The 25,256-nt window shown below is 65.7% G+C and carries 20 protein-coding genes; 14 read left to right on the top strand and 6 right to left on the bottom strand.

Translation table 11 applies throughout. From position 1 onward, the window contains the following. Positions 1–145 precede the first annotated feature (145 nt). Positions 146–1,564 carry a DUF1800 family protein gene (locus NKF27_RS14780; protein ID WP_253552740.1) on the top strand — a complete coding sequence of 473 codons (1,419 nt, stop codon included), beginning with the start codon at positions 146–148 and terminating at the stop codon, positions 1,562–1,564. A gap of 33 nt (positions 1,565–1,597) precedes the next feature. Then, positions 1,598–2,737 carry a DUF1501 domain-containing protein gene (locus tag NKF27_RS14785; RefSeq protein WP_253552742.1) on the top strand — a complete coding sequence of 380 codons (1,140 nt, stop codon included), beginning with the start codon at positions 1,598–1,600 and terminating at the stop codon, positions 2,735–2,737. A 47-nt stretch (positions 2,738–2,784) separates the two neighbouring features. Here NKF27_RS14785 and zigA read toward each other — a convergent pair whose 3' ends face one another. Further along, positions 2,785–4,011 carry a zinc metallochaperone GTPase ZigA gene (gene zigA / locus NKF27_RS14790; RefSeq protein WP_253552750.1) on the bottom strand — a complete coding sequence of 409 codons (1,227 nt, stop codon included), beginning with the start codon at positions 4,009–4,011 and terminating at the stop codon, positions 2,785–2,787. Between the two features lie 115 nt (positions 4,012–4,126). Between zigA and NKF27_RS14795 the strand changes: the two genes are divergently transcribed. After that, a complete protein-coding gene (locus NKF27_RS14795) occupies positions 4,127–4,816 on the top strand; it encodes a DUF1826 domain-containing protein (protein WP_253552752.1) in 690 nt (229 codons plus the stop codon). Positions 4,817–4,880: 64 nt separating this feature from the next. Here the strand turns inward: NKF27_RS14795 and NKF27_RS14800 are convergent, their stop codons facing one another. After that, on the bottom strand, positions 4,881–6,152 hold the full coding sequence (locus NKF27_RS14800) for an NAD(P)/FAD-dependent oxidoreductase (RefSeq protein ID WP_253552759.1): 1,272 nt from the start codon (positions 6,150–6,152) through the stop codon (positions 4,881–4,883). Positions 6,153–6,305: 153 nt separating this feature from the next. Between NKF27_RS14800 and NKF27_RS14805 the strand changes: the two genes are divergently transcribed. From NKF27_RS14805 to nhaC, 11 genes are all read left to right on the top strand, one after another. Beyond that, positions 6,306–7,757: an NAD-dependent succinate-semialdehyde dehydrogenase gene (locus NKF27_RS14805; RefSeq protein WP_253552766.1), complete on the top strand. Its 1,452-nt coding sequence runs from the start codon at positions 6,306–6,308 to the stop codon at positions 7,755–7,757. 264 nt (positions 7,758–8,021) lie between these two features. After that, positions 8,022–10,205: a bifunctional diguanylate cyclase/phosphodiesterase gene (locus tag NKF27_RS14810; protein WP_108450068.1), complete on the top strand. Its 2,184-nt coding sequence runs from the start codon at positions 8,022–8,024 to the stop codon at positions 10,203–10,205. A gap of 106 nt (positions 10,206–10,311) precedes the next feature. Next, positions 10,312–10,908 (top strand): sigma-70 family RNA polymerase sigma factor, encoded by a 597-nt coding sequence (locus NKF27_RS14815; protein ID WP_253552777.1) that lies wholly within the window; start codon positions 10,312–10,314, stop codon positions 10,906–10,908. Further along, positions 10,905–11,663, top strand: a complete 759-nt coding sequence (locus NKF27_RS14820) for an anti-sigma factor (protein ID WP_253552779.1) — start codon at positions 10,905–10,907, stop codon at positions 11,661–11,663. The genes NKF27_RS14815 and NKF27_RS14820 overlap by 4 nt, the downstream gene beginning before the upstream one ends. 335 nt (positions 11,664–11,998) lie before the next feature. Next, positions 11,999–12,454, top strand: coding sequence for a hypothetical protein (locus NKF27_RS14825; protein ID WP_045992551.1), 456 nt, complete (start codon positions 11,999–12,001; stop codon positions 12,452–12,454). Positions 12,455–12,847: 393 nt separating this feature from the next. Continuing rightward, positions 12,848–13,780, top strand: a complete 933-nt coding sequence (locus NKF27_RS14830; RefSeq protein WP_253552781.1) for a 4-hydroxyproline epimerase — start codon at positions 12,848–12,850, stop codon at positions 13,778–13,780. Positions 13,781–13,901: 121 nt separating this feature from the next. Next, positions 13,902–14,849 carry a dihydrodipicolinate synthase family protein gene (locus tag NKF27_RS14835; RefSeq protein ID WP_045992549.1) on the top strand — a complete coding sequence of 316 codons (948 nt, stop codon included), beginning with the start codon at positions 13,902–13,904 and terminating at the stop codon, positions 14,847–14,849. A 143-nt stretch (positions 14,850–14,992) separates the two neighbouring features. After that, on the top strand, positions 14,993–16,570 hold the full coding sequence (locus NKF27_RS14840) for an aldehyde dehydrogenase (NADP(+)) (RefSeq protein ID WP_253552783.1): 1,578 nt from the start codon (positions 14,993–14,995) through the stop codon (positions 16,568–16,570). 109 nt (positions 16,571–16,679) lie between these two features. After that, positions 16,680–17,351, top strand: a complete 672-nt coding sequence (locus NKF27_RS14845; RefSeq protein WP_253552785.1) for a GntR family transcriptional regulator — start codon at positions 16,680–16,682, stop codon at positions 17,349–17,351. A gap of 541 nt (positions 17,352–17,892) precedes the next feature. Further along, positions 17,893–19,212 (top strand): FAD-binding oxidoreductase, encoded by a 1,320-nt coding sequence (locus tag NKF27_RS14850; protein WP_253552792.1) that lies wholly within the window; start codon positions 17,893–17,895, stop codon positions 19,210–19,212. A gap of 56 nt (positions 19,213–19,268) precedes the next feature. Further along, positions 19,269–20,705 carry a Na+/H+ antiporter NhaC gene (gene nhaC / locus NKF27_RS14855; protein WP_253552794.1) on the top strand — a complete coding sequence of 479 codons (1,437 nt, stop codon included), beginning with the start codon at positions 19,269–19,271 and terminating at the stop codon, positions 20,703–20,705. A 91-nt stretch (positions 20,706–20,796) separates the two neighbouring features. Here the strand turns inward: nhaC and NKF27_RS14860 are convergent, their stop codons facing one another. The 4 genes from NKF27_RS14860 to NKF27_RS14875 all read right to left on the bottom strand — a co-directional run bounded on the left by NKF27_RS14860 (position 20,797) and on the right by NKF27_RS14875 (position 25,234). Then, positions 20,797–21,606: an SDR family NAD(P)-dependent oxidoreductase gene (locus tag NKF27_RS14860; protein ID WP_253552796.1), complete on the bottom strand. Its 810-nt coding sequence runs from the start codon at positions 21,604–21,606 to the stop codon at positions 20,797–20,799. Between the two features lie 419 nt (positions 21,607–22,025). Then, the gene (locus NKF27_RS14865) at positions 22,026–23,393 is read right to left on the bottom strand and encodes a YjiH family protein (RefSeq protein ID WP_253552798.1); all 1,368 of its coding nucleotides are present in this window, start codon (positions 23,391–23,393) and stop codon (positions 22,026–22,028) included. Between the two features lie 129 nt (positions 23,394–23,522). Then, the gene (locus tag NKF27_RS14870) at positions 23,523–24,485 is read right to left on the bottom strand and encodes an electron transfer flavoprotein subunit alpha/FixB family protein (RefSeq protein ID WP_253552800.1); all 963 of its coding nucleotides are present in this window, start codon (positions 24,483–24,485) and stop codon (positions 23,523–23,525) included. Then, a complete protein-coding gene (locus tag NKF27_RS14875; RefSeq protein WP_253552802.1) occupies positions 24,482–25,234 on the bottom strand; it encodes an electron transfer flavoprotein subunit beta/FixA family protein in 753 nt (250 codons plus the stop codon). Before NKF27_RS14875 ends, NKF27_RS14870 begins: the two co-directional genes overlap by 4 nt. Between the last annotated feature and the right edge of the window lie 22 nt (positions 25,235–25,256).

Consider the following 25,256-nt stretch of genomic DNA (forward strand, 5'->3'; position numbering starts at 1 on the left):
AAGCCTTCCTGACACCCGACGTCCTGCTTGGATGTGCCGTCTCTAGGGCCTCCCCCCAGCGCCTCACCTCAGGGCCTCAACCCAGCGCCGGCCCCCGGGGTCCTGCCCCAGGCTTCGTCAACCATGCCAACAGGAGGCGTCAGCTGTGACCACCACTCTCGTTCAGGCGGAAATCGCCGCCAATCGCTTTGGCCTCGGCGCGGGGCCAGGTGAGCTTGCCGAGATCGCCCAGGATCCCCAGGGCTGGGTACTGGCGCAGATCGACGAGGCCGAGCGAGCGCCACTGATCGAGCCTCTCGCCGCCCTGCCATCCACCATCACCTACCTGGAGCACTTTGAGCGCTTTCGACGCGACCACGCGGCCGCCCGTCGACGCATGAGCGAGGCCGCCGCCAATGACAAGTCCACACAGAGCCTGCCGACCCTGCTCGAGCGTTTTGGCGCGATGAAACAGGCCGAGATCCAGGCCAGGGGGCGCCAGCAGTGTCTGAGTCCGTTTCCGGTACTCGAGCGCTGGGTGATGTTCTGGAGCAACCACTTCACCGTGTCCGCCGACCGCGGCGGCGTACAGTTGCTGCCCGGGGCCTTCGAGCGCGAGGCCATCCGGCCCTATGTGTCGGGTAGCTTTTCGGCCATGTTGCTGGGCGTCGAGCAGCATCCGGCCATGCTGCTCTATCTCGACAATGCGGCGTCGGTGGGCCCCGATTCGCCGCTGGCCAGAAGTGCCAGAGCCTCTGCCGGACGGCTCGGGCTCAACGAGAACCTGGCGCGGGAAATCCTGGAGTTGCATACCCTCGGCGTCGACGGCCCCTATCAACAGCAGGACGTGATCGAACTGGCCAAGGCTATCACCGGTTGGCGGACACGACTCGAACTGCCACCATCCGCCGAGGCGCCGGCCCTCGGGCCCTACGGCAGCCTGTTTCATGGCGTCGCCCATCAGGGCGGCGAGCGAGAACTGCTGGGGCGACGCTTCGCTGCAGGAGGGGCCAGGCAGGGGCGTGACATGCTGCGCTTTGTGGCTGGCCAGGAGGCCACAGCGGCCTTCATTGCCACCAAGCTTGCCCGTCACTTTGTCGCCGACGACCCACCCAGTGAGCTGGTATCGGCCTTGGCCTCCACTTTCCAGCGCGAGAACGGTCGCCTGTCGGCGCTGTTTCGCACCCTGTTCAGCCACCCCCAGGCGTGGCAGCCGCAAGCGCTCAAGTTTCGCCGTCCGCAGGAATATCTGGTCGCGCTGTATCGCGCCCTGGGCAAGGCGCCGACGCCCGATGGCAGTGACTGGGGCCAACAGCTTCGCCTGCTGGGCCAGCCACCTTTTCTCGCCGGCGCCCCGGCCGGATGGAGCGATGATGCCAATGACTGGATCGGTGCCGACGCCTTGAACAAGCGACTGCTGGTGGCCCAGCGCCACGCCGGTGACGCCAGCGGCGAACCCATGGAGCTGGCCCAGCAGAGCCTGGGCCCACGCCTGCGTGAAACCACCGCCGTGGCGCTCAGTCAGGCACCCCGCACCCAGGGCCTTGCCATGGTGCTGGCAAGCCCCGAGTTTCAGTGGCGCTGAGCGCCGCCGCGACACCACCCAACGGAATCCGCCATGTTCAACCGACGCGAGTTTCTCAAGGCCCTGAGTGCAGGCACCAGCCTGCTACTGTGGCCCTCGCTGGCTGCGGCAGACTCCCCGCTCGGCAAGCGCCGCCTGGTCGTCGTGCTGCTGCGCGGAGCCCTCGATGGCCTCGCCGCCGTCCCCTGCGACAGCGACCCCGCCTACCAGCGCTTGCGCGGCAGCCTGGCCTCGCTGGAAGGAGGCGTTGCACCACGACTGGACGGGACCTTTTCGCTGCATCCGTCACTGGCCTTCTGCCACCGTCTCTACCAGGCCGGCGACTTCGCCGTGGTTCACGCCTGCGGACTGCCCTATCAGGGACGCTCGCACTTCGACGCCCAGGAGTGCCTGGAAAACGGCACCGCCACCCCCACAGGAAGCCGCACCGGCTGGCTTAATCGTGCGGTGGGCAGCCTCGGCGACACCCAGGGGCTGGGCCTCACCACCTCGCGCCCGCTGTTGATCCGCGGGCCGGCCCCCTTCGCCACCTGGTCACCGTCGGCGCGTGGCACCACCCAGCCGTCGCTGGCCCAGCGGGTCGCCGCGCTCTATCGACAGGATGCCCGACTGGGCCCGGTGTTCGAGCGCGCCCTGGCGATGCAGCAGATGGCCCCCACTGGCGTCGACAGCGGTGGCCGGCTGGAGGACACCCTGGCGGCGGCAGCGCAGTTCCTGTCCGCCGCGGATGGCCCCCAGATTGCCATGGTGGAGGACGACGGCTGGGACACCCACGCTCGCCAGAACGCGGTGCTGTCACGCAAGCTCGAACAGCTGGATGCGGGGATGGCAGCGCTGCACGGCAAGCTCGGTGAGCGCTGGCAGCACACCGCCGTGGTGGTCATCACCGAGTTTGGCCGCACGGTGGCCGTCAACGGCACCGGTGGCACCGATCATGGCACCGCCAGCTGCATCCTGCTGGCCGGTGGCGCCATCCGTGGGGGGCGCGTCCACGGCCAGTGGCCGGGGCTCGCCCGGTTACGTGACGACCGTGATCTGATCGCCGCCCAGGACACCCGCGCCGTTCTCAAGGGGGTGCTGCGTGACCACCTTGGCCTCGACCTGGCCCCCCTGGCCGAGCAGGTCTTTCCCGACAGCAGGCAGGTGGCACCTTTAGCAGGCTTGATCGTCTAAGCGAGCGCCCTGAGCTGACTGACTGAACCAGCGTCGATAGCCTGGTTTTACCAGGGCGGGAAGGGGTCATCCGAGTCGGCCCAGGCGTCCATGCCGAGGGCCATCTCCGATTCGCTCAGCAGGCACTCATCCAGGGCCTGACGAATGCGATGCTCAGCCAGGTTCTGGCCGATGAACACCAGTTCCTGGCGCATATCGCCGAAGGGCTCCTGCCATTTGGCCAGAATCGCCTCGCGATACTCCGGGTCCTCGGGCCACTGCTCCTCGGGTACCGCCCGCCAGAAGCGACCCGCCAGGCCATGGTGAGCGATGCCTCCCGCCTGACTCCACTGACCGGCGAACTGCGGACGGCTGGCAAGCCAGAAGAACCCCTTGGAGCGCAGCAAGGTGCCACCGAACCAGTCGCCATGCAGCAGCTCATGAAACCTGCGCGGGTGGAAGGGACGGCGCGCCTCATAGGCAAAACTCGAGATACCGTACTCCTCGGTTTCCGGCACATGCTCACCGCGCAACTCCTTGAGCCAGCCCGGCGCCTGCTGGGCCCGCTCGAAGCTGAAGCGCCCGGTATCCAGCACCCGCGACAGCGCCACCTCGCCCCGAACCATGTGGACGATGTCGGCCTCGGGATTGAGGGCGCGCAGCACCGCCTCGACCTCTGCCAGTTGCTGCACCGAGATCAGGTCGCACTTGCTGATCGCCAGCACATCGCAGAACTCGATCTGGTCCACCAGCAGGTCGGCGACATTGCGCTCATCGTCTTCGCCCAGCGATTCCCCCGCCTCCTTCAGAGAGCGGGCTTCAGCGTACTGGCTCAGAAAGTTGGCGCCATCGACCACGGTGACCAGGGTATCGAGTCTGGCGATCTCGGACAGGCACTGGCCGTCCTCACCGGCGAAGGTAAAGGTCTCCGCCACCGGCAAGGGTTCAGAGATGCCGGTGGACTCGATCACCAGGCTGTCGAAGCGGCCCTCCTCGGCCAGCCTGCGCACCTCGATCAGCAGGTCCTCGCGCAGGGTGCAGCAGATGCAGCCGTTGCTCATCTCCACCAGGCGCTCTTCGGCGCGGTTCAGCGTGACCTCGCCCGACGGCTCGCCTGATGACGCCGCTGGCCCACCGCGCACCAGGGCGGCGTCGATATTGACCTCGCTCATGTCGTTGACGATGACCGCCACCCGACGGCCCTGGCGATTGGCCAGAAGATGATTCAGCAGTGTGGTCTTGCCGGCCCCAAGAAAGCCTGACAGCACCGTGACCGGCAACCTGGCATCACTCATGAACCTGTTCTCCCCATGTGCGCTCGCGAGGCAAAGCCCCTCGCCGCACGAGGTGCTTTCCATGCTCAAAATGTTACGTTATAACATTGTAAACACATCCCATGGAGACGCCAAGATGTCGCTGTCCAGTTCACTGTCCACCTGCGTCGACGGAGACGCCCCGGTCCCGCCTATCGAGGCGCAGCCAAGTGTCCACTGGGCCCAGGGTATCGACGCCTCGATCCTGCCGCGCATCTTCGAGCAAGGCATCACCATCGCGGTGATGCAGCGCGCGCTGTCCCCCAGCCTGGAACACAGCATCCAGGCACAGTGCGATACCGAGCGTCGCTGGAGCTTTCAGTGGCTGGGAGTTCCCGACGCCGCCATGAAGCGCGAACTCCGGCGCAGCATGCCCGCCCCGGAGCAAGCCGGCCCGCTGGTAGACGACGTCGTGCTGTTGACCCAGGCCATGGCGATGCTGTTCGACACCGACACCCTGGGGGTACGGCTACGTCTGCTGGACAGCGCCATGTGTCCACGCTTTCACTGCGACAAGTTGCCGGTGCGACTGGTCACCAGCTATCGGGGGCCGGGCAGCGAATGGCTGCCGGAGTCTGCGGTCAATCGCGCCGGGCTCGGCGCGCCCTCGCCGGACAAGCCCGAGACGCTTCGCCAGGCCCATGCCATTCAGCGGCTGGGCACCGGCGACCTGGCACTGTTGAAGGGAGACGGCTGGAGCGGCAACGAGGGCCGCGGACTGGTACACCGCAGCCCGGCGCAGCAGGCAGGGGAGACGCGCCTGTTGTTGACCATCGATCCGAACTGAGTCGAGCGGCCGCCGACGATATCGCAGGAATACGGCGTCGGCCGCCACCCCACACAACGCGTGATCAGTGGATCTTGAGGCGCGGCCCGACCGAGCGGCCGAGGACGTCGCTCAGCGCCTCGGCGGTACCCTTGAGCGGCCCCAGCAGGATGAACTGGTGCTGACGCTGCAGCCCCTGGTAGGCCGCCCGTGCGAGTCGCCCGCGCAGCTGGACGTCGTCGGCGAACCAGCCTTTCACTTCGCCGACGCTGCCGGCCTCACCCAGCGACAGCAGGGTACCCTTGTCCTCGTAGACGAAGGGCGCGGGCGTTTCCCCCGCGAGAAAACGCGGCAATTCCTTGGCCAGGTGTTCTGCCTGCTCGCTGGCCGCCTGGGCGGTGGGCGGTGCGGGCTCGTCGTCGATAACCGAGCAGTCACCCAGCGCAAAGACGTGATCACTGTCGACACTCTGCAGGGTCGGCTTCACCCGCCACTGGCGCTTCTTGTTGGTCGCCAGCGCGTCGATCGAATCGGCCACCGGCGGCCCCACGCGTCCGGCCGCCCAGATGGTCAGGTCCGCCGGAAACTCGTCGCCGCCATCGGTGGTCAGACGGTCGCGATCGACGCGACTGACCTGCTGTTCGGTATGAATGTCGATGCCGACATTCAAAAGGCGCTTGCGGATGGACTGGCGCACCTCATCCTCCATGCCTGGCATGAAGGTATCGGTCGCCTCCAGCAGGGTCACCTTGACCCTGGGCTGGCACTCCCGTGGTGCCACACTCGAGGCCCGCGCCTCGGTGGCCAGCAGCCCTGCCAGTTCTACCCCGGTGGCCCCTGAACCGACGATGGCGATATGGAAGGGATCGCTGCTCTGCTTGGCGCGATGTGCCAGCAGACCCGTCGAGAAGCGCTCGAACAGTCGCTCGGCGTCGGCCTCGCTGTCGAGCATCAGGGCATGCTCGAGCACGCCCTCCACTCCCATGTCCGGGGTCACCCCGCCAATCGCCAGCACCACCGCCTGGTAGCCGATGCAGCGACCGGGCACCCTCACCCGACCGTCGTCTTCGTGCCACTCGGCCAGGGTCAGGGTACGCGCCTCGGGATCGATGTCCGCGAGTTCACCGCGCTCGAAGCCGAACCCCCAGTGCTCGGCGAGCCCTGCGTAGTCCAGCTCATCGACCTCGCCACGCCGAAAACCGGCGGCAAGCTCATGCAACCGCGGTTTCCACACATGGGTGGCGCTACGGTCGATCAGCAATACGTCCTTGTGGCCTGCCTTGGCCAGCCGGATGGCAAGCTCGAGGCCGCCGGCACCACCACCTACGATCACCACGCCTTCACTGCGAACGTTCATGGGACCTCCTGTCATCGCCACTGCGGGGGATCCACAGGGACGTCCGGTGTCGATTCGTCCCCACCCTACCACTCCGAGCCCGGCTTGAGGACATGCTCGTTGCAGCGTAGTTTGGGGAGGTCGGAAACGGAACTTCTTCAGGAGATTGCCCCTATGCACACCCCTGAGAACCAGCTGATGACAGACCATGCCTATCTTGGCGGACGTTGGGTCGAGGCCAGTGACGGCAAGACCCGGGAGGTCGAAGACCCGGCCACCGAAAAGACCATCGGCAAGGTGCCCCAGCTGACCGAGGACCAGTTGGGCGAGGCCATCGACGCCGCCAGCCAGGCCTTCGAGCGCTGGCGTGACACCCCCGCCCTGGAGCGCGCCGACGCGCTGATGGCCTGGTACCAGGCGATGCAGGACAACGCCGAGGCGCTGGCCCGCCTGATGACCCTGGAGCAGGGCAAGCCCCTGGCCGAGGCCCGTGGCGAGGTCGAATACGCCGCCAGCTTCCTGCGCTGGTTTGCCGGCCAGGCGCGACGCATCGCCGGTGATACCCTGGCCTCGGATGACCCCGACATCTCGCTTGGCACGCTGCGCCAGCCGGTCGGCGTGGTGGCCATCATTACCCCCTGGAACTTCCCGCTGGCGATGATTACCCGCAAGGTCGGGGCCGCGCTGGCGGCGGGCTGCACCACCCTGGTCAATCCAGCAAGCCAGACCCCTTTCTGCGCACTTGCCCTGGCCAGACTGGCCGAACAGGCCGGGCTGAACCGGGGCGAGTTCAATGTCCTCACCTGCCCCGGCAAGCGCTTTTCCGAAAAGGTCTGTGACGACAATCGCGTTCGCGCGCTGTCGTTCACCGGCTCCACCGAGGTCGGCCGGACGCTGCTGGCTCAGGCCGCCGACACGGTCAAGCGCAGCGCCATGGAGCTGGGTGGCAACGCCCCTTTCATCGTCTGTGAGGACGCCGACCTGGACGCCGCCGTGGAAGGCGCCATCGCCGCCCGCTTCCAGACCAGCGGCCAGGACTGCGTGGCGGCCAACCGCCTGTTCGTCCACCGTTCTCTCTACGACACCTTCATCGAGCGCTTCACCCAGCGCATGAATGACATGCCGGTGGGCAACGGCTTCGATGAGGACAGCAAGATCGGCCCGCTGATCAACCGCGACGCGGTGGCCAGGGCCCGCGAACTGGTCGAGGACGCCAGATCCCGGGGGGCGCGCGTGCTCGGTCGCGGCCAGGACCAGGCCCCAGGGCCACGCTTCTTCATGCCGACCCTGGTGGCCGACTTCACCGATGATATGCGCATCGCCAGTGAAGAATCCTTCGCGCCCCTCGCCCCGGTGCGCGCCTTCGACAGCGATGACGAGGCCATCGCCGCTGCCAACGACACGGTCTACGGTCTGGCCGCCTACGTCTATGCCAAGGACCAGCAGCGCATCCGTCGCTACCAGCAACGTCTGGAAGTCGGCATGGTGGGTACCAACACCATGGATATCACCGGGCCCCAGGTCCCCTTTGGCGGCGTCAAGCAGTCCGGCCTCGGTCGTGAAGGCGGCCTCGAGGGCATGGAGGAATACCTCGAGACCAAGTACCTGTGCACCGCCAATGGCTAGCGTGTACACACCCTGAGTCCCCCGGGAGAAGCGCAGCCTTCTCCCGGGCGGCACGGTTATCTTCTGCTACCCCGTCCCGCCGAGGATACCCGGCAGGGCCTGCGGCTCCCCCACCGACCCACAGATCCCCCCTCCAGACTCCGTCAGAAACTTAAGAAAAGCTGGCTTTTCAGGAGATTGCCTCACCTCCTGCACAAGGCTGAGGGTAAAGTGAATGCGACACCTGGCCGATACTAATACTTTACTCTCAAGGATCTCACCTGCATGGACCACTCGCTTGCGTCCTACAACCCGGCACTGGTCGCCCTGAGCCTTGGCATCGCCGCCATCGCTTCGCTCACTGCCCTCGATCTCGCCGGACGCGTCAGAGCGAGCCAGGGCCTTGCCCGCCACCTGTGGCTTGCCGGCGGTGCCTTCGCCATGGGCACCGGCATCTGGTCGATGCACTTCGTCGGCATGCTGGCCATGGACCCCGACTCGCACTTCGCCTACGGGATCCCCCTTACCCTGGCGTCCCTGCTGGCGAGCCTTCTCGCTTCCGCCTTGGCACTGGCAACAGTGCAGTCAGGCCACCTCACCGGTCCTCGCCTGGCCGTCGGCGCGCTGATCATGGGTAGCGGCGTCTGCCTGATGCACTACATCGGCATGGAGGCCATGCTGTCGGTAGACAGCCTGCGCTACCGACCGGACCTGTTTGCCCTGTCCGTAGTCATCGCCGTGCTGGCCTCGGCGGTCGCCCTCAGCCTGGCCTTTCGACTCAACCCGGTGGGGGGACGCTCCCCGCTGTGGCAACGTGGCCTGGCCTCGCTGGTCATGGCCGCAGGCATTTCGGGTATGCACTACACCGGCATGGCCGCCACCAGCTACCGCACCCTGAGCTACTCGGCCTCGGCCCCGGGCATCGGCACCGACCGGCTGGCCATCGTGGTGGCGCTGATCGCCACCTGCATCATGCTGGCAGCGTTGATGATGTCGATCTACGACGCCCATCTGTCCTCGCGCAATGCTCAGCTGGCACGTTCGCTACAGCAGGCCAATCAGGAGCTCAAGGACCTGGTCCATCATGACGTCCTGACCCAACTGCCCAACCGACTGAAGCTCGAGGAGCACCTCGATGAACTGCTCGAGGACAACATCGATACCTTCGCGGTGTTCTTCGTCGACCTGGACCGCTTCAAGCAGGTCAATGACGGCCTCGGCCACCATGTGGGTGACGAGTTGATCAAGGGCGCGGCCCGACGCCTGCAGATGGCGGTGCGCGACAGCGACCTGGTCGCCCGGGTGGGCGGCGACGAATTCATGGTGGTCACCCATCAGGTTGCCAGGCGCGGCGACGCTGAAGCGCTGGCCCAGCGCATCGTCAGTTCGCTGGACAAGCCCTTCCAGATCGGCAACAGCATGGTCAAGGTCTCCACCAGCCTGGGCATCAGCCTTTACCCCGACCACGGGCGCAGCAAGCACGCCCTGATGGTCCACGCCGACGCCGCCATGTATCGCGCCAAGCAGCAGGGACGCAACAACTTCCAGTTCTTCGCCTTGGACATGACCTCCGAGGCGGACCGGCGCAGTACCCTCGAGCGACGCCTGACTCAGGCCATCGAGGAGGATCGCCTGAGCCTGGCCTATCAACCGAAGATCCGCGTCGACAGCGGTGAGGTCTCTGGCGTCGAAGCGCTGCTGCGGTGGCACGATGAGGAACTCGGCCAGGTCACTCCTGACGAGATCATTCCCGTCGCCGAAGACTGTGGCCTGATCCTTCCCCTGGGCGCATGGGTGCTACGCACCGCCTGCCGGTTCTCGAGCGAGTGGCTCAAGGAGTCCGGCGAGCCATTGCCGGTGGCGGTCAACATCTCGGCCATTCAGCTCAATCATCGCGGCTTCGTGGCCACCATCGAGGCTGCGCTTGCCGAATCGGAGCTTCCCCCTCACCTGCTGGAACTCGAACTGACCGAAAGCACCCTGGTACAGAACCCTGATCGCGCCCTGGAAGTACTGAGTACCCTGCGCAACATGGGTGTGCTGCTGTCCATCGACGATTTCGGCACCGGCTATTCCAACTTGACCCAGTTGAAGTATCTGCCCGTGGACCGTCTGAAGATCGACCGCACTTTCATGCAAGGCGTGGTCGATTGCGAACAGGACGCGGCCATCGTCCAGGCGGTGATCTCGCTGGCCAGGTGCCTGGGGCTTCATATCATCGCAGAAGGTGTCGAGAGCGAAGAACAGCTGGCCTTTATCCGCCAGCTGCAGGGCCACGAGTACCAGGGCTACCTGTTCAGCAAACCGGTCCCGGCCGAAGAGCTCAAGGCACTGTTGGCCAAGGGTCACCTCGTGGCAGCGGCCGCAGCGGAACCCCGACACGTCACCCGGGATACGCCGGTGCGCGAGGCCCGCCTATCCGGGCTCGAGCCTGAAGGCAGACCTTCCCACCCCACTGGCATCGTCTAAACGGCAGCCCGATACCGTCGTTACAGGCTGCTTGACCTTGCCGGTCAGGCAGCGTCACCCTTCTGCCACCACGACAACAACACTCCGCAGCGCAGAGATCGCCGCCATGTCCAATGCCTTTCGCGCCCCACCCCCGGCGCACCAGGAATCCCCGCCGCTGTCCTCCCCGGAGCGGCTGGTGCATCTGCTGTCCAGAGTCGCCGACAAGGACCGGGATGCCTTCGCCGAGTTGTACGAGGCCAGCGTGGCGAAACTCTTCGGCACGGTGCTACGTATCTTGAAGCAGCAGGCCTGGGCCAACGATGTCATCCAGGAGGTCTACGTGACCATCTGGCAGAAGGCCGGACGCTTCGAGAGCGAGCGCGCCTCCGCCATCACCTGGATGGTGACCATCGCCCGTAATGCGGCCATCGACGAGCTACGCAAGGCACCGACACGGCCCACCGAGAGCGACAGTATCCTCGAGAACTGGGTCGCCGAGACGCCCTCCGCCTACGATCAGCGTCACCAGGACGAGACGTCGACACAGCTGACGTTGTGCCTTGATGAACTGGAAGAGAGCCGGCAGCAAATGGTGCGCCTGGCCTATCTGGAGGGCTGGTCGCGGGCCGAACTGGCAAGCCACTTCGACCAGCCGGTCAATACCGTCAAGACCTGGCTGCATCGTGCACTGAAACAACTCAAGGGGTGCCTGGGATCATGAGCGACCGCGACGACAAGGACATGCTGGCCGCCGAGTTCGTGCTGGGCACCCTGGATCGTGACGAGCGCGACAGGGTGCGCCGCCAGCGTCAACACGACAGCGAACTCGAGCAGCGTATCGGTGAATGGGAGAGCCGGCTGGCGCCTCTGGCCGACGAGATCCAGGACCTCACCCCGGGCCCGGACCTGTTGCCGCTTATCCAGCAACGCATCAAGGCCATCGAGGACGCCGCGCGTGGCGATACGGCATCCGACGCCCCCCCGAGCACCGCCAGCGTCACGCCGCTGCACCGCCGCCTGGCCTTCTGGAAGGCCGCCACCGGCCTGTCCAGCGCCGCGGCGGTCATCCTGGCGGCGGTGCTGCTGGCACAGCCGTCGCCGTCCACCAGTGAGTCCAACTTTGTGGCGGTGTTCCAGCAGGACGATCGCCAGCCCGCCTTCATGCTCAGCGTCAACCTGGAGCAGCGCCGCCTGCATGTCCGCCCGGTCAGCGCCGAACCTCTGCCCGACCGCTCCTATCAGCTCTGGATCAAGCATGATGATCTGGGCTCCGCTCCCCGGTCCGTCGGTGTACTCGACGATGACCTGAGCCTCGACCAGGCCGCCCTGCGCGACTACGAACCTGAATTGCTGAAGCATGCCACCTTTGGCATCAGCGTCGAGCCTCCGGGTGGCTCGCCCACCGGCCAGCCTACCGGCCCCGCTATCCACGGCTACCTGTACCCCACCGAGCCCAGCGGCGGCCAGCGTCTCTGAGAATTTCAGCCCTCACTGAAACCTTTTCGCCTTCCCTGCGTAGCTAGTCGATGACCCCGCCACCGGCAATGGCCGATGGCGGGGTCATCGTGGCGGGCGTGGGTTTCGACACCCTCGAGGCGTACGCCCCGCACCACGACTTCCCTGCTTGGCCACTCGTTCGAGTGGCCTTTTTTATCTGGACGTCGGCTCTCGCCTTGGCGTCAGGGCACAACATTTTTTTCGATGACCTGAAACCCTCGGTGGCATCGGCACGTAGCTGTTATCAACTCGGCAGCCATCCTGTCGTGGAGCACCTTCGGCAAGCCAATCAGCAACACCAGGAGACCATCACCATGTTCAAGCCATTGGCAGCACGTACCCTCATCACCTCAGCCCTCCTCGTCGGCGCAGCCACCCTGGCCACCGGCGCCCAGGCCGCCCACCATGGAGAGATGGACGAAGCCGGCCATCTCGGCGTCTGGGCCGAAGATCAGTCGGTGGAGAGCGGCACCGTCACCGCCGATCGCATCGTCGCCGAGAACAACGGTTGGCTGGTCGTCCACCGTACCGACGAAAGCCACAAACCAGGGCGCGTCGTCGGTCACGCCCCGCTCAAGGCCGGTGAGAACACCGACATCGCGGCCATCCTGACCGAAGAGGTCAGCAGCGGCGAACATCTGATGCTGATGCTCCACGGCGAGGACGGCGGCATGCAGACCGGCATCTTCGAATACACCCTGGGCGCCAGCGAAGACGGCCCGGTCAAGGTCGACGGCAACCTGGTGATGAGCGTGATCACCGCTCAATGACACCAGCCCCCTCCTTTTGACGACTTGGCGAGGGCCCTGCCCCTCGCCTTTTTTGTGCCTGCTGCTCGCCCTTCGTACCCAACCGCTGTCCTTCCGCGCCGGCCTCCCGGTCTTTCCTGTGCCTGCCGCTCTTCCTGCTCGCGCCAGCCCCCGCGCCCTGTGACGTGTGCCTCGGCCGACAACGAGCCCTCTGGCTGACCACCCCCCGTGTCGGCAAAGCGCCCAACCACAGGCCTTCCTCTCCGCTCATGACACCGGCTTTCCCGTCGCCCGCGAAGAATCCTCTTTGATGACTTCACAACGCCTCTTGAAGATTGTATAAAATATAAAACCTGATCAACGACGCCCAGATGATCGTCGATCACCACAACCGACAACAAACCGGGGTACTCCATGCAACGCGTACACGTCATCGATTCCCACAGCGCCGGCGAGCCCACGCGCCTGGTCATGGACGGCTTTCCGACGCTTGCCGGCGCCACCATGGCCGAGAAACGCGACTGTCTGCGCGACCGACACGACCACTGGCGCCGCGCGGTGATGCTGGAGCCCCGCGGCCACGACGTGCTGGTCGGCGCACTCTACTGTGAGCCGGTATCTCAGGACGCAACCTGCGGGGTGATCTTCTTCAACAACGCCGGCTACCTCGGCATGTGCGGTCACGGCACCATCGGCCTGGTCGCCTCGCTGCATCACCTGGGCCACCTCAGCCCCGGCGACCACCGCATCGACACGCCGGTGGGCCAGGTCGAGGCGACCTTGCATGCTGACGGTGCCGTGACCGTGCGCAACGTCCCCTCCTACCGCTACCGCCGGCAGGTCGCGGTGGAAGTGCCCGGCCACGGCATGGTCCATGGCGACATTGCCTGGGGCGGCAACTGGTTCTTTCTGGTCAGCGACCATGGACAGCGCATCGCCCTGGACAATGTGGAGACCTTGACCGGCTATACCTGGGCCATTCGTCAGGCGCTTGCAGGCCAGGGCATCACCGGCGATAACGGGGGCGAAATCGACCACATCGAGCTGTTCGCCGATGACGACGAGGCCGACAGCCGCAACTTCGTGCTGTGCCCCGGCAAGGCCTACGACCGATCCCCCTGCGGTACCGGCACCAGCGCCAAGCTGGCGTGCCTGGCCGCCGACGGCAAGCTCGCTCCCGGCGAACGCTGGCGCCAGGCCAGCGTCTGCGGCGGCCTGTTCGAGGCGAGCTATGAATGGCAGGGCGATCAGATCCGCCCCAGCATCACCGGACGCGCCTTCATGAGCGCCGACAGCACCCTGCTGATCGACGAGCAAGACCCCTTCGCCTGGGGCATCGGCGGCTGAAGCCCCAGCGGCTGGCGCCCCAGTACCCGACGACGGCCATTGACGTTTTTACCCATCGGCGGCTGCCCAAGAAGGGCGGCGCCTCCCTGACCCGTGACATCGTCCCACTCAAGGACCCGACATGAACGACAATATCTTCACCGGCTGCATCCCCGCCCTGATGACCCCGTGCACCAAGGACCGCCAGCCCGACTTCGACGCCCTGGTCGCCAAGGGCCGTGAACTGATCGAGGCCGGCATGAGCGGCGTGGTCTACTGTGGCTCCATGGGCGACTGGCCGCTGCTGACCGAGGCCCAGCGCCAGGAAGGCGTCGCCCGCCTGGTGGAAGCCGGCATCCCCACCATCGTCGGCACCGGCGCGGTCAATTCCCGCGAAGCGGTATCCCACGCTGCCCACGCCGCCAAGGTCGGCGCCCATGGCCTCATGGTGATTCCCCGGGTGCTGTCTCGCGGCACCTCGGTGACCGCCCAGAAGGCACACTTCGCCGCGATCCTGGACGCCGCGCCGGACCTCCCCGCGGTCATCTACAACAGCCCCTACTATGGCTTTGCCACCCGCGCCGACCTGTTCTTCGAATTGCGTCGCCAGCATCCCAACCTGATCGGCTTCAAGGAATTCGGTGGCGCCGATGACCTGCGCTACGCCGCCGAGCACATCACCTCCCAGGATGATCAGGTCACCCTGATGGTCGGCGTCGACACCACCGTCTTCCATGGCTTCGTCAACTGCGGCGCCACCGGCGCCATCACCGGCATCGGTAATGCTCTGCCCCACGAGGTGCTGACGCTGGTGGCCCTCAGCAAGAAGGCTGCCAAGGGCGATGTCGAGGCCCGCCGCCGGGCCCAGGAACTCGAGCAGGCCCTGGGGGTGCTGTCCTCCTTCGATGAAGGTGCCGACCTGGTGCTCTACTACAAGCACCTGATGGTGCTCAACGGTGACGAAGAGTATCGCCTGCACTTCAACGAGAGCGACGCCCTCAGTGATGCCCAGCGTCGCTACGTCGAGACCCAGTACGACCTCTTCCGCACCTGGTACGCCGGCTGGTCAGCCTCGCTCGACCTGTCCTGAAGCCCGACATGTCCTGAAACCACCGGGGAGGCTCGCTCGACGCCGGGCCTCCTGTTGTTTTCGGCATGGGCGACAGGGGCGTTGGCACAACACCCCTTTCGCCCATGCTGTTTCCCGCACTTCCCCCTCGACAGGAGAGTCAAATGACACTGGAAGGCAAGATGCTGATCGGACAGGACGCCGTGACTGGCAGCCAGGCGCCGATCCACGCCATCGACCCCGCCACCGGCAAGCGCCTGGAGCCGGCCTACCCGGGCGGCAGCCAGGCCGAGGTGGAGCGCGCCTGCGCCCTGGCAGAGGCCGCCTTCGATGACTACCGCGAAACCACGCTCGAGACACGCGCTCGTTTTCTCGAGACCATCGCATCGGAAATCGAGGCACTCGGCGATGCGCTGATCGAGCGCGCCATGCAGGAAACCGGCCTGCCCCAGGCCCGCCTTGCCGGAGAGCGCGGACGCACCTGCGGACAACTCAGACTGTTTGCCGACACCGTACGCGCGGGCGAATGGCTCGACGTTCGCATCGACCCTGCCCAGCCACAACGCCAGCCCATGCCCCGTGCCGAACTGCGTCAGCGTCAGATCGCCCTGGGGCCTGTCGCGGTATTCGGTGCCAGCAACTTTCCGCTGGCCTTCTCGGTGGCCGGCGGCGACACCGCTTCGGCCCTGGCCGCTGGCTGCCCGGTGGTGGTCAAGGCTCACTCGGCCCACCCCGGCACGTCCGAGCTGGTCGGCCGCGCAGTACAACAGGCGGTGGCCCGGTGCGAGCTGCCCGAAGGCGTGTTTTCGCTGATCTTCGGCTCCGGCCGCGTGGTAGGCCAGGCGCTGGTCGAGGACCGCCGCATCAAGGCAGCCGGCTTCACCGGCTCTCGCTCTGGCGGCATGGCCCTGTGGCAAAGCGCCCAGCGCCGACCGGACCCCATCCCCTTCTACGCAGAGATGAGCTCGATCAACCCGGTGTTCCTGCTGCCCGAGGCGCTCAAGGCCCGCGGCAAGGACCTCGGCGAGGCCTTTGTCGGCTCACTGACCATGGGTGCCGGACAGTTCTGCACCAACCCGGGGCTGGTGATCGCGGTCAAGGGCGAGGCCCTGGACGCTTTCATCGAGTCGGCCGCCGACTCCGTCAAGGCTGCGGGCGCCCAGACCATGCTGACCCCGGGTATCCATGACGCCTACACCCAGGGCGTAGAGACCCTTGGCGACAGCGACAAGGTCCGAGAAATCGCACGCGGGCCGCAAGGCGAAGGTGTCAATCAGTGTCAGGCGGGTCTGTTCGTGGCCACGGCCAGTGACTTTCTCGGCGACGAAGCACTACAGGCCGAGGTATTCGGTTCGACGTCCCTGGTGCTGGAGTGTGCCGACATAAGTGAGGTCAAGGCGCTGGCCGAAGGTCTCGAGGGCCAGCTGACCGCCACCCTGCAGATGGACGACGGCGATACCGAGACGGCCCGCGGCCTGCTTTCGATCCTCGAACGCCGGGCCGGACGTATCCTGGTCAACGGCTGGCCAACCGGGGTCGAGGTATGCCACGCCATGGTGCATGGTGGCCCCTTCCCCGCCACCTCCGACGCCCGAACCACCTCGGTGGGTAGCGCCGCGATCCAGCGCTTCCTGCGCCCGGTGTGCTATCAGGATCTGCCCGAAGCGCTGTTGCCCCAGGCACTGCGCGACGACAACCCCTGGGCCCTTGGCCGCCTCGTCGACGGCAAGCGCGAGGCCTGAATCAGGTCCCTTGCCCAGGCGGCGGCCCCCTGGGGCCGCCGCCTGCCCATGGACATTCATCGCGGTTTGTATACAGTGTGCAATAACATCCGATGGGCAGAGAGAGGCTATGGCGACTTTCAAGACACGCGCACAGTTCGTCGCGGATGACCTGCGCAGGCGTATCCTGGGCGGAGAGTTCCAGGGCGGAACCCAGCTGCGCCAGGATGCCCTGGCAAAGGACTATGACGTCAGCCGTATTCCCGTGCGCGAAGCCCTGCTGACCCTGGAGTCCGAAGGGCTGGTCGAGTTCCATGCCCACCGCGGTGCCTTTACCACCGAACTGTCGGTCGCCAAGATTCGCGAACTGTTCGACCTGCGAGTATTGCTCGAGACCTACGTCCTGCGCCATGCCATCAGCGAGTTGACGGAAGACGACCTGCTCAAGGCAGAGCGCATCCTCGAGAAGTACGACGATGCCCTGAACAGCGGCGGCGAGATCGACAACTGGAGCGAGTACAATTTCGCCTTCCACCAGGCCCTCTATGCACCGGCCAGGTTGCCCGAAACCCTGGCGTTGATCAGTCAGCTCAACACCAAGTCGGATCGCTACATCCGCATGCAACTGCTCTACACCCAGGAGATCGAAAAGGCCGAGCGCGAACACCATGGGCTGCTCGACTTCGCCCGCCAGGGCCAGGCCGACGAGGCCTGCGAATTGCTCCAGCGCCATATTCAGGAAGCCTGTGAAGGCATCGTGACCCTGCTCGAAGAACGCGCCCAGCGCGGCGACGCAGACTAATGCGCCATCCCTCCCCTTGTGCTTGCCCTGTCGGCGCCTTGCGGGCGCCGACTCGCTAGAACCCTGGCGTCAACGCCATAGCCCCCTGAACGTCCGCGGGTGAGCTGCCCGCTTTCGCGGTCGTCGCCCTTGGCCTGCCAGTGGCGTTATCGCCCCCGTCGGCGCCAGCCGCCTGGCATCAAGGTTCCCCCTTGCGCTGGCTTGTTCAAGGCCCTGCCCTGAACGCACCGTCCTGACGCTCCATCCCCTTGGCGCGGTTTTTCATGCGCCCCGAACACGGCGCGGCTTCCTATGCGCTCCGACCCCAGCACGGCTTTCTCGGCGCCCCGAACACGGCGCGGTTTTTCATGCGCCCCGAACCCGGCGCATTCCTTTGCGCTCCGGCCCCAGCACGTCGTTCATGTGCTCCCCCTCGGTGCGTCGCCCATGCAGACCGCCCCAGCGGATAACGACAACGTTGAATATCGCCCCTATTGATCCGAAAGGGCACCTATCTTATATTTTATACAATCGACAAAGACAAACGCTGCAGAGGCAAACCATGGGTTCACCCGGCTCGCGACAAGACCGCCAACCCGGCGACACGCGCATTACCGTGATCGGTGCTGGCGTCATCGGCCTCACCTGCGCACTCGAGCTACGCCGCCAGAGCTTTTCGGTGCAGGTACTGGATCGTCAGGCTCCCGGCATGGGGGCGTCATACGGCAACGCCGGGCATATGGCCACCGAGCAGGTCTTTCCCATCGCCGACGCCTCGATTCTGACGCAGCTTCCCGCCATGCTGCGTGATCCGATGGGGCCGCTGCGACTGGACTGGCGCTACCTGCCCCGCGCCCTGCCCTGGTTCACTCGTCTGTTGCTGAACCTGCGCTCAGCCCCCTACGCCAGCAGCGTGGCCGGGATTCGCGCCCTCAACGAGGCCAGCCTGGACGCCTGGCGCAAGCTGCTCGATTCGATCGATGGTCGCCATCTGATGAAGGAAGACGGCTCGCTGCTGGTCTATGAGCAGGACCTGTCAAAGCCTCGGATCGACCAGCTGGCTGGTGCCATGTCGGCCCAGGGGGTAGCCCTCGAATCCTGGTCGGGCGACGCCATACGCGAGCTCGCGCCGTCCCTCTCGGCCAAGCTCCGTGGCGGCCTCTTCTTTCCCGCCACCGCCCATGTGGTCGACCCCGCCGCCATCTCCCGGGCCCTGGTCGACGCCGCCCGCCAGGAAGGCGTTACCTTCGCCACGGCAGAGGTACGCACTGCCCGTGTCCATGGCCAGGGCGTCAGCCTCCAGACCGATTCGGGGGCGCTGGACTGTGAACGGGTACTGCTGGCCTGCGGCGCCCACTCGGCCCCCCTGGCCGCAGACCTCAGCGGTCGCCGTGTGCCACTGGATACCGAGCGTGGCTATCACCTGATGCTGCCGGCAGAGCGACACCGATTGCCGGTGGCGGTCACCTCGCTGGAGCGCCGCTTCATCATGACGCCGATGAGTGACGGCCTGCGCCTGGCCGGCACTGTCGAATTCGCCGGCCTCAAGCGCCCCCCCAACATGGCCCGCGCCTGGCAGCTCCACCGCCTGAGCCAGGGTCTGTTCGAGCACGACCTGGACAGCACCGATGCCAAGCCCTGGATGGGCTTTCGCCCTTCCCTTCCCGATTCGCTGCCAATCATCGACAGCGTCCGGGACGGCCGCGTGCTGCTGGCCTTCGGGCACCACCACCTGGGACTGACCCAGGCCGCTGTGACGGCACAGCTTGTCGCCCGCCTGGCGACGGGGCGGACGGGCCCAGCGACCGGATCCGGCCCGGTGTCACTCCCGCCACCATCGCCACTCCCGCCACTGTCGCCCTATCGGCTCGAGCGCTTCTGAGCATGACCGCTCGGCCTCTGCACCGCAGAACCCACAACAACACCAAAGGAGATCCCATGACGTCGTCTTCCACCCCCATCCGCCTACCCGGCATGGCCGAGGTTCTGGCCGTCATGATCGGCTTCATCGCCATCATGTTCTTGAGCATCAATGTCCTTGGCCTGCCCATCCAGCTTGCCCTGTTCGCCTCCTGGTTTCTGGTCATGGCGCTGGGCGTCAGGCTCAAGATCCGCTACGCCAGCATGCAGGAAGGACTGATCAACGGCATTCACAACGGCATGGAAGCCGTGCTGGTGCTGACCACCGTTGGCGCCCTGATCGGCACCTGGATCGCCGGTGGCATCGTGCCGAGCATCATCTACTACGGTCTGACGGTGATGGACCCGCAGATCTTCCTGTTCGCTGCCTTCATCATCTGTGCCCTCACCTCGCTGGCCACCGGTACCTCCTTCGGTACCGCAGGTACCGCCGGTGTCGCCATGATGGGCATCGGCCACAGCTTCGGCATCCCGCTGCCGCTGGTCGCCGGCGCGGTGATCTCCGGTGCCTACGTCGGCGACAAGATGTCGCCACTGTCCGATACCACCGTGATGACCGCCTCGCTGTGCAAGGTCAACCTGATCGACCATATCCGCTCGATGATGCTGGTCAGTGCACCGGCAATCCTGATCGCCGGCGTGCTGTTTCTGGTGGTCGGCTTCTTCTTTATCGACGGCGACGTCGACACCTCCCGTGCCACCGTCGCCATGCAGGCGCTGGAGACCCACTTCACCATCAGCCCCTGGCTGTTGCTGCCGGCGGTGATCGTGATCGGCCTGCTGACGCGCCGATTCCCCGCCATCCCGGTAATCACCTTCGGCGCCGTGCTGGGCAGCATCTGCGCCTGGTGGGCCCAGGACGTGTCTCCGGTCGATGCCATTCGCATCGCCTATGACGGCAACGCCATGACCTCCGATGTGGAATTCCTCAATACACTGCTCAATCGCGGCGGCATCCAGTCGATGCTCGGCGTGGTGGCACTGATCCTTTTCGCCCTGGGCCTCGGTGGCCTGATGGACCGGGTCGGCATCCTCAAGGCGATCAGCAACGGCTTCCTGCGCTGGGCCAACAACCCGGGCCGGCTGACCCTGTCGACCATGCTCGGTGGCTTCTTCGGCAACTTCTTCGGGGGCGCCGCCTACGTCTCGCTGATCACCGCCAGCACCATCACCGAGAAGAACTACGACGACCAGGGCATCGATCGTCGGGTGCTGTCGCGCAACGCCGAAGCCGGTGGCACCGTGACCACCCCGATGGTGCCCTGGACCGATGGTGGCGTGTTCATGGCCACCACCCTCGGCGTATCCACCATGGCCTACCTGCCCTTCCTCTGGTATCACATGCTGGTCATCGCCATCTCGCTGTTCTACGGCTACGCCAATATCGCCATCTGGCGCACGACGTCGTCCGCCGAGAAAACGACCACCTCCAGCGGCGAATATCAGACCACCTGAGCCGTCACCAACAGCAGGCAACCCAAAGCCCCCGCTCGCCTTCACGGTGAGCGGGGGCTTTATCTTGTGCACTGGGCCAAACGACCCAGGCCTAGCCCAGGCAGTGCTCCAGCACCTCTTCCATGGCCTCGACCAGGCGACGGCATCGGCCATCGTCCATGGCGTGGGCATGGGGAGACGAGAAGCCCTTGCCGTCGTTGTCATAGTACTGGCCACCGGCGTTGTCGAACTCCTCGGACAGCGCCGCCCGGACCAGGATGTCGACGCCGATGGACAGGTCGTTGCCGGCCACGCCAAAGCCTTCCTTGACCATCTTGCTGGCCAGCAAGGAGCCGGGGTTGACCGCCACCACCATGGGATCACCGGCACTGGACCTGGCGGCCAGGTCGCGGGTCCACATGATCAGCGCCAGCTTGCTCTGGGCGTAGGCGTCGAAGTCACCGTCGGCGTCGGCAGTGCCGGCAAGTGCCGCCAGCGACACCGGCGCCTGGGCAGCGGAGGCCAGATTGACCACCCGCCCCTTGTCTCCGAGCAAAGCCGCCAGGCGACGGGCCAGCACATAGGGCGCCAGGGTATTGACGGCAAATCGCACATCGAGGCCGTCTGCGGTACGGGTGTCCGGGGTGCGGTAGACCCCGGCGTTGTTGATCAGCACATCGATGCGCTTGTCGCTCTGCTCGACCTCCGCCGCCAGCGCCGCCGCTTCGGCCAGACGTGACAGGTCGGCGACATGCCCTGCAGGCACCTCGCCTTGCGAGATCGCTGCCAACTGCTCACGGGCCGCCGCGAGCTTGTCCGGATTGCGTCCGTGCAGGATGACGCGATGGCCCTGGCACGCCAGCTCGCTGGCGGTGGCAAGGCCAATCCCATCGGTGGACCCGGTGATCAATATCGTCTTCATGGCAATCTCCTGGCGGCGCCGGTCACCGGATAACGGTGCGGCGACATGTTTTCCCCCATGCTAGTGCAGCCCTGTGCCGACGATAAGCCGGCAAGCGGCGCAATCAGTTTTCGGTTTTCTTGCAAAGCCATCGCCTGCACCACGCCGGCAGCCTCGCCTATCCCGACCCTGGCGTATGACCTGCGCCTTGCGCCCGACATGAAAAAGCGCTGCCGACGGAGGACGGAAGCGCCAATGCGCGATGCAAAGAGACGAGGCCTAGGCGCTGTCCGAAAAGTCGACGAGCGAAGGTTAGACAAGGCAAAAATCGGTGAGAAAGCGCAGTTTACGGGGTGTAAATGAGCATTTTGATCCGATTTTTAACGCCGTATTACCGAGTGCAGGCACTTTTCAGACAAGCCCTAGGCTTTGGTCAAGCCTTAGAACAGCAGATGGGTCGCCAGCGCCACCATGGGCATGGCCACCAGGGTGCGCAGCAGGAATACCACGACCAGGTCACGCACCGTCAGCGGGATGTCCGACTCCAGCATGGCGTTGGCACTCTCGGTAAAGAAGATGATCTGTACCGACGACAGGGTGCACACGAAGAACACCGCCATGGGGTCGACGTCGGCGCCGGAGATGATGATCGCCGGCAGCGCGATCTCGGCGATCGACACCAGCACGGTGGGGGCAATGGCCGCGGCATCGGGCAACTGAAGTGCAGAGATCAACGGCTCCACCAGCACGCCCAGGTAGTCGAATACCGGGGTGTAGGTCGCCAGCAGCAGCGCCAGGGTGGCGATGGCCAGGATGTAGGCGACGATCTTCTGGGCAAAGGTGATGGCCTCCCAGAAGCCCTTGTAGAACACATCGAGACGGGTCTGGGAGGCGCGCTCGGCGGCGGCACCACAGGCCCGGGCCAGGATGTGTCCATCACTGGAAACCTCAAGATCCTGAGCCGTCTGGGTGTTGCCCTGATGGTAGACGTCGAGCTTGCGCGACAACGGCGGAATCCGGACCATCAGCGCCGCCAGGGTGAAGTTGATGATGAAGGAGACGATGATCATGTGCGGCAGGTAGGCCATGATGCCGCCGATGGACGCCAGCAGGGCGAAGAAGCCCAGGCTGCAGATACTGAAGTTGGTGGCAATGCTGGCCGACTCCCGCTGGGTATAGTGGCCTTCCAGATAGAGCTTGTTGGTGATGAAGATGCCCACCGCCGGGGCGGCAACGAAGGAGGCAACCGCGTCCACCGCAGACTTGCCCGGCAGACGATAGAGCGGACGCATCAAGGGCTCCATCAGGGTGCCGACAAATTCCAGGAAGCCGAACTCGGTCAGAAACAGCACAAACAGGCCGGCGATGGCCACGGTCAGAAAGACGCTGCCCCCCAGATACAGCGCCAGCCCACCGACATCCTTGTGCAGCAGCCAGTCGGGCCCGATCTGGAACACCAGCATGAAGGTGAACACCGCCGCCAGCAGGAAGGTCAGACCGGTCATCGTGCCATCCTTCTCATGGTAGGCGGCGACGGCTCGGCGCCATGGAGAAGACGCCCCGGAGGAAGCCACCAGGCGTGACAGCAGCCAGGTCACGCACAACAGGGCGACCAGGCCAAGCGTCAGATACTCGAGGGTCCCGCCGAGCGAAGACTTCAGATAGTCGATGATGATCACCAGCGGGATCTTCAGCGAGCCATCTGCCGTCGGGAAGGGGAAAAAGAAGATGCAAAGGCCAATCAGGCTGCCGACCAGCGAGGTCACGCCAGCGCTGCGTGGAGGGGCTGCCACCTTGGGATTGTTCATGTTGTGTCTCCAGTGGGGCTTGCGATGAGCACCGCCCGCGGGGGCGGATGCTCGGTGGTGCCGGCGCCGTCATCGGCGCCTGCGGAACGGGTGATGGGCAGGAGAAGAACGGGTGCCGCAATACCCGAATCAGCGCTCGGCCAGTGCCTGGTCCAGCTCGGGCAGTGCCTGGAACAGGTCCGCGACAAGACCGTAGTCGGCGACCTGAAAGATCGGCGCCTCCTCGTCCTTGTTGATGGCGACGATGACCTTCGAGTCCTTCATCCCCGCCAGGTGTTGGATGGCGCCGCTGATACCCACCGCGATATACAGCTCCGGCGCGACCACCTTGCCGGTCTGCCCCACCTGCAGGTCGTTGGCCACGAAGCCGGCGTCCACCGCCGCCCGCGACGCTCCGATGGCGCCGCCAAGGGTATCGGCGATACCTTCGAGCAGGGCAAAGTTGTCACCGCTGCCCATGCCGCGACCGCCGGAGATGACCACCCTGGCAGCGCCCAGCTCCGGGCGCTCGCTCACCGCCCGGGTCTCGCCGACAAAGTGCGAGTGCTGATTGACGATGGCGATGTCGACGGACTCGATGGGTGCTGCGCTTGAGGCCTCGGCCACCGCCTCGAAGGCGGTGACCCGCACGGTGATGACCTTGACCGGGTCCAGGCTCTGTACTGTGGCGATGGCGTTGCCGGCGTATATCGGCCGCTTGAAGGTATCGGCGGACTCTACCGCGATGACCTCGGAGAGCTGGGCGACATCCGCAAGCGCCGCTACCCGCGGCAGCACGTTCTTGCCGCTGGTCGATGCCGCCGCCAGCACGTGGGTGTAGTCCCCGACCAGCGCCGCCACCAGATCTCCCACTGGCTCGGCCAGTTGATGGGCAAGGCTCTCCTGATCGGCCAGCCGTACCCGGCTGACGCCCTCAAGCCTTGCCGCCGCCTCGCCGATACCCGCGACGCCCTCACCGGCTACCAGCACGTCGATATCGACGCCACTTGGGTCCGCTGCGGTCTGTGCTATCTGCCGGGCGGCGGCGACTACCCGCGCGGTGGCCTCGCCGAGCTGTCCTTGATGATGTTCCCCCACGACCAGAATCTTCATGCGATCACCTTGGCGTCGTTCTTGAGCTTGTCCACGAGTTCGGCCACCGAGGCCACCTTGATCCCGCCCTGCCGCTCGGGCGGCGGCTCGACCGCCTTGAGCCTGAGCCGAGGGCTGACGTCGACGCCCAAGGCGTCGGGCGTGGTCATGGCCAGGGGCTTCTTCTTGGCCTTCATGATGTCCGGCAGCTTGGCGTAGCGAGGCTCGTTGAGGCGCAGGTCGGTGGTGATGACCGCCGGCAGCGCCAGCGACAGGGTCTCGAGGCCGCCGTCGATCTCGCGGGTGACCTTGATCTGGCCCTGCTCTACCTCCAGGGCGGAAGCGAAGGTGCCCTGGGGCATGCCGCCGAGGGCGGCCAGCATCTGGCCGGTCTGATTGTTGTCACTGTCGATGGCCTGCTTGCCGAGCAGTACCAGCTCCGGCTTTTCCTGCTCGACGACCGCCTTGAGCAGGTGCGCCACCGCCAGCGATTCCAGCGCGACCTCGGTGTCGATGTGCAGGGCACGGTCGGCGCCGAGGGCCAGCGCCGTGCGCAACTGCTCCTGCACCGCCTTCGGCCCGGCACTGACCACCAGTACCTCACTGGCAAGGCCGGCCTCCTTGAGGCGAACCGCTTGCTCCACGGCGATTTCACAGAACGGGTTGAGGGCCATCTTGACGTTGGTGAGGTCAACGCCGGAGTGGTCCGGCTTGACCCGGATCTTGACGTTGTGATCAATGACGCGCTTGACCGCGACAAGGATTTTCATGGGCTATCTCCCTTGCTGGGCG

The organism is Halomonas sp. DN3 (assembly GCF_024137905.1).
Taxonomy (GTDB): Bacteria; Pseudomonadota; Gammaproteobacteria; order Pseudomonadales; family Halomonadaceae; genus Halomonas; species Halomonas litopenaei.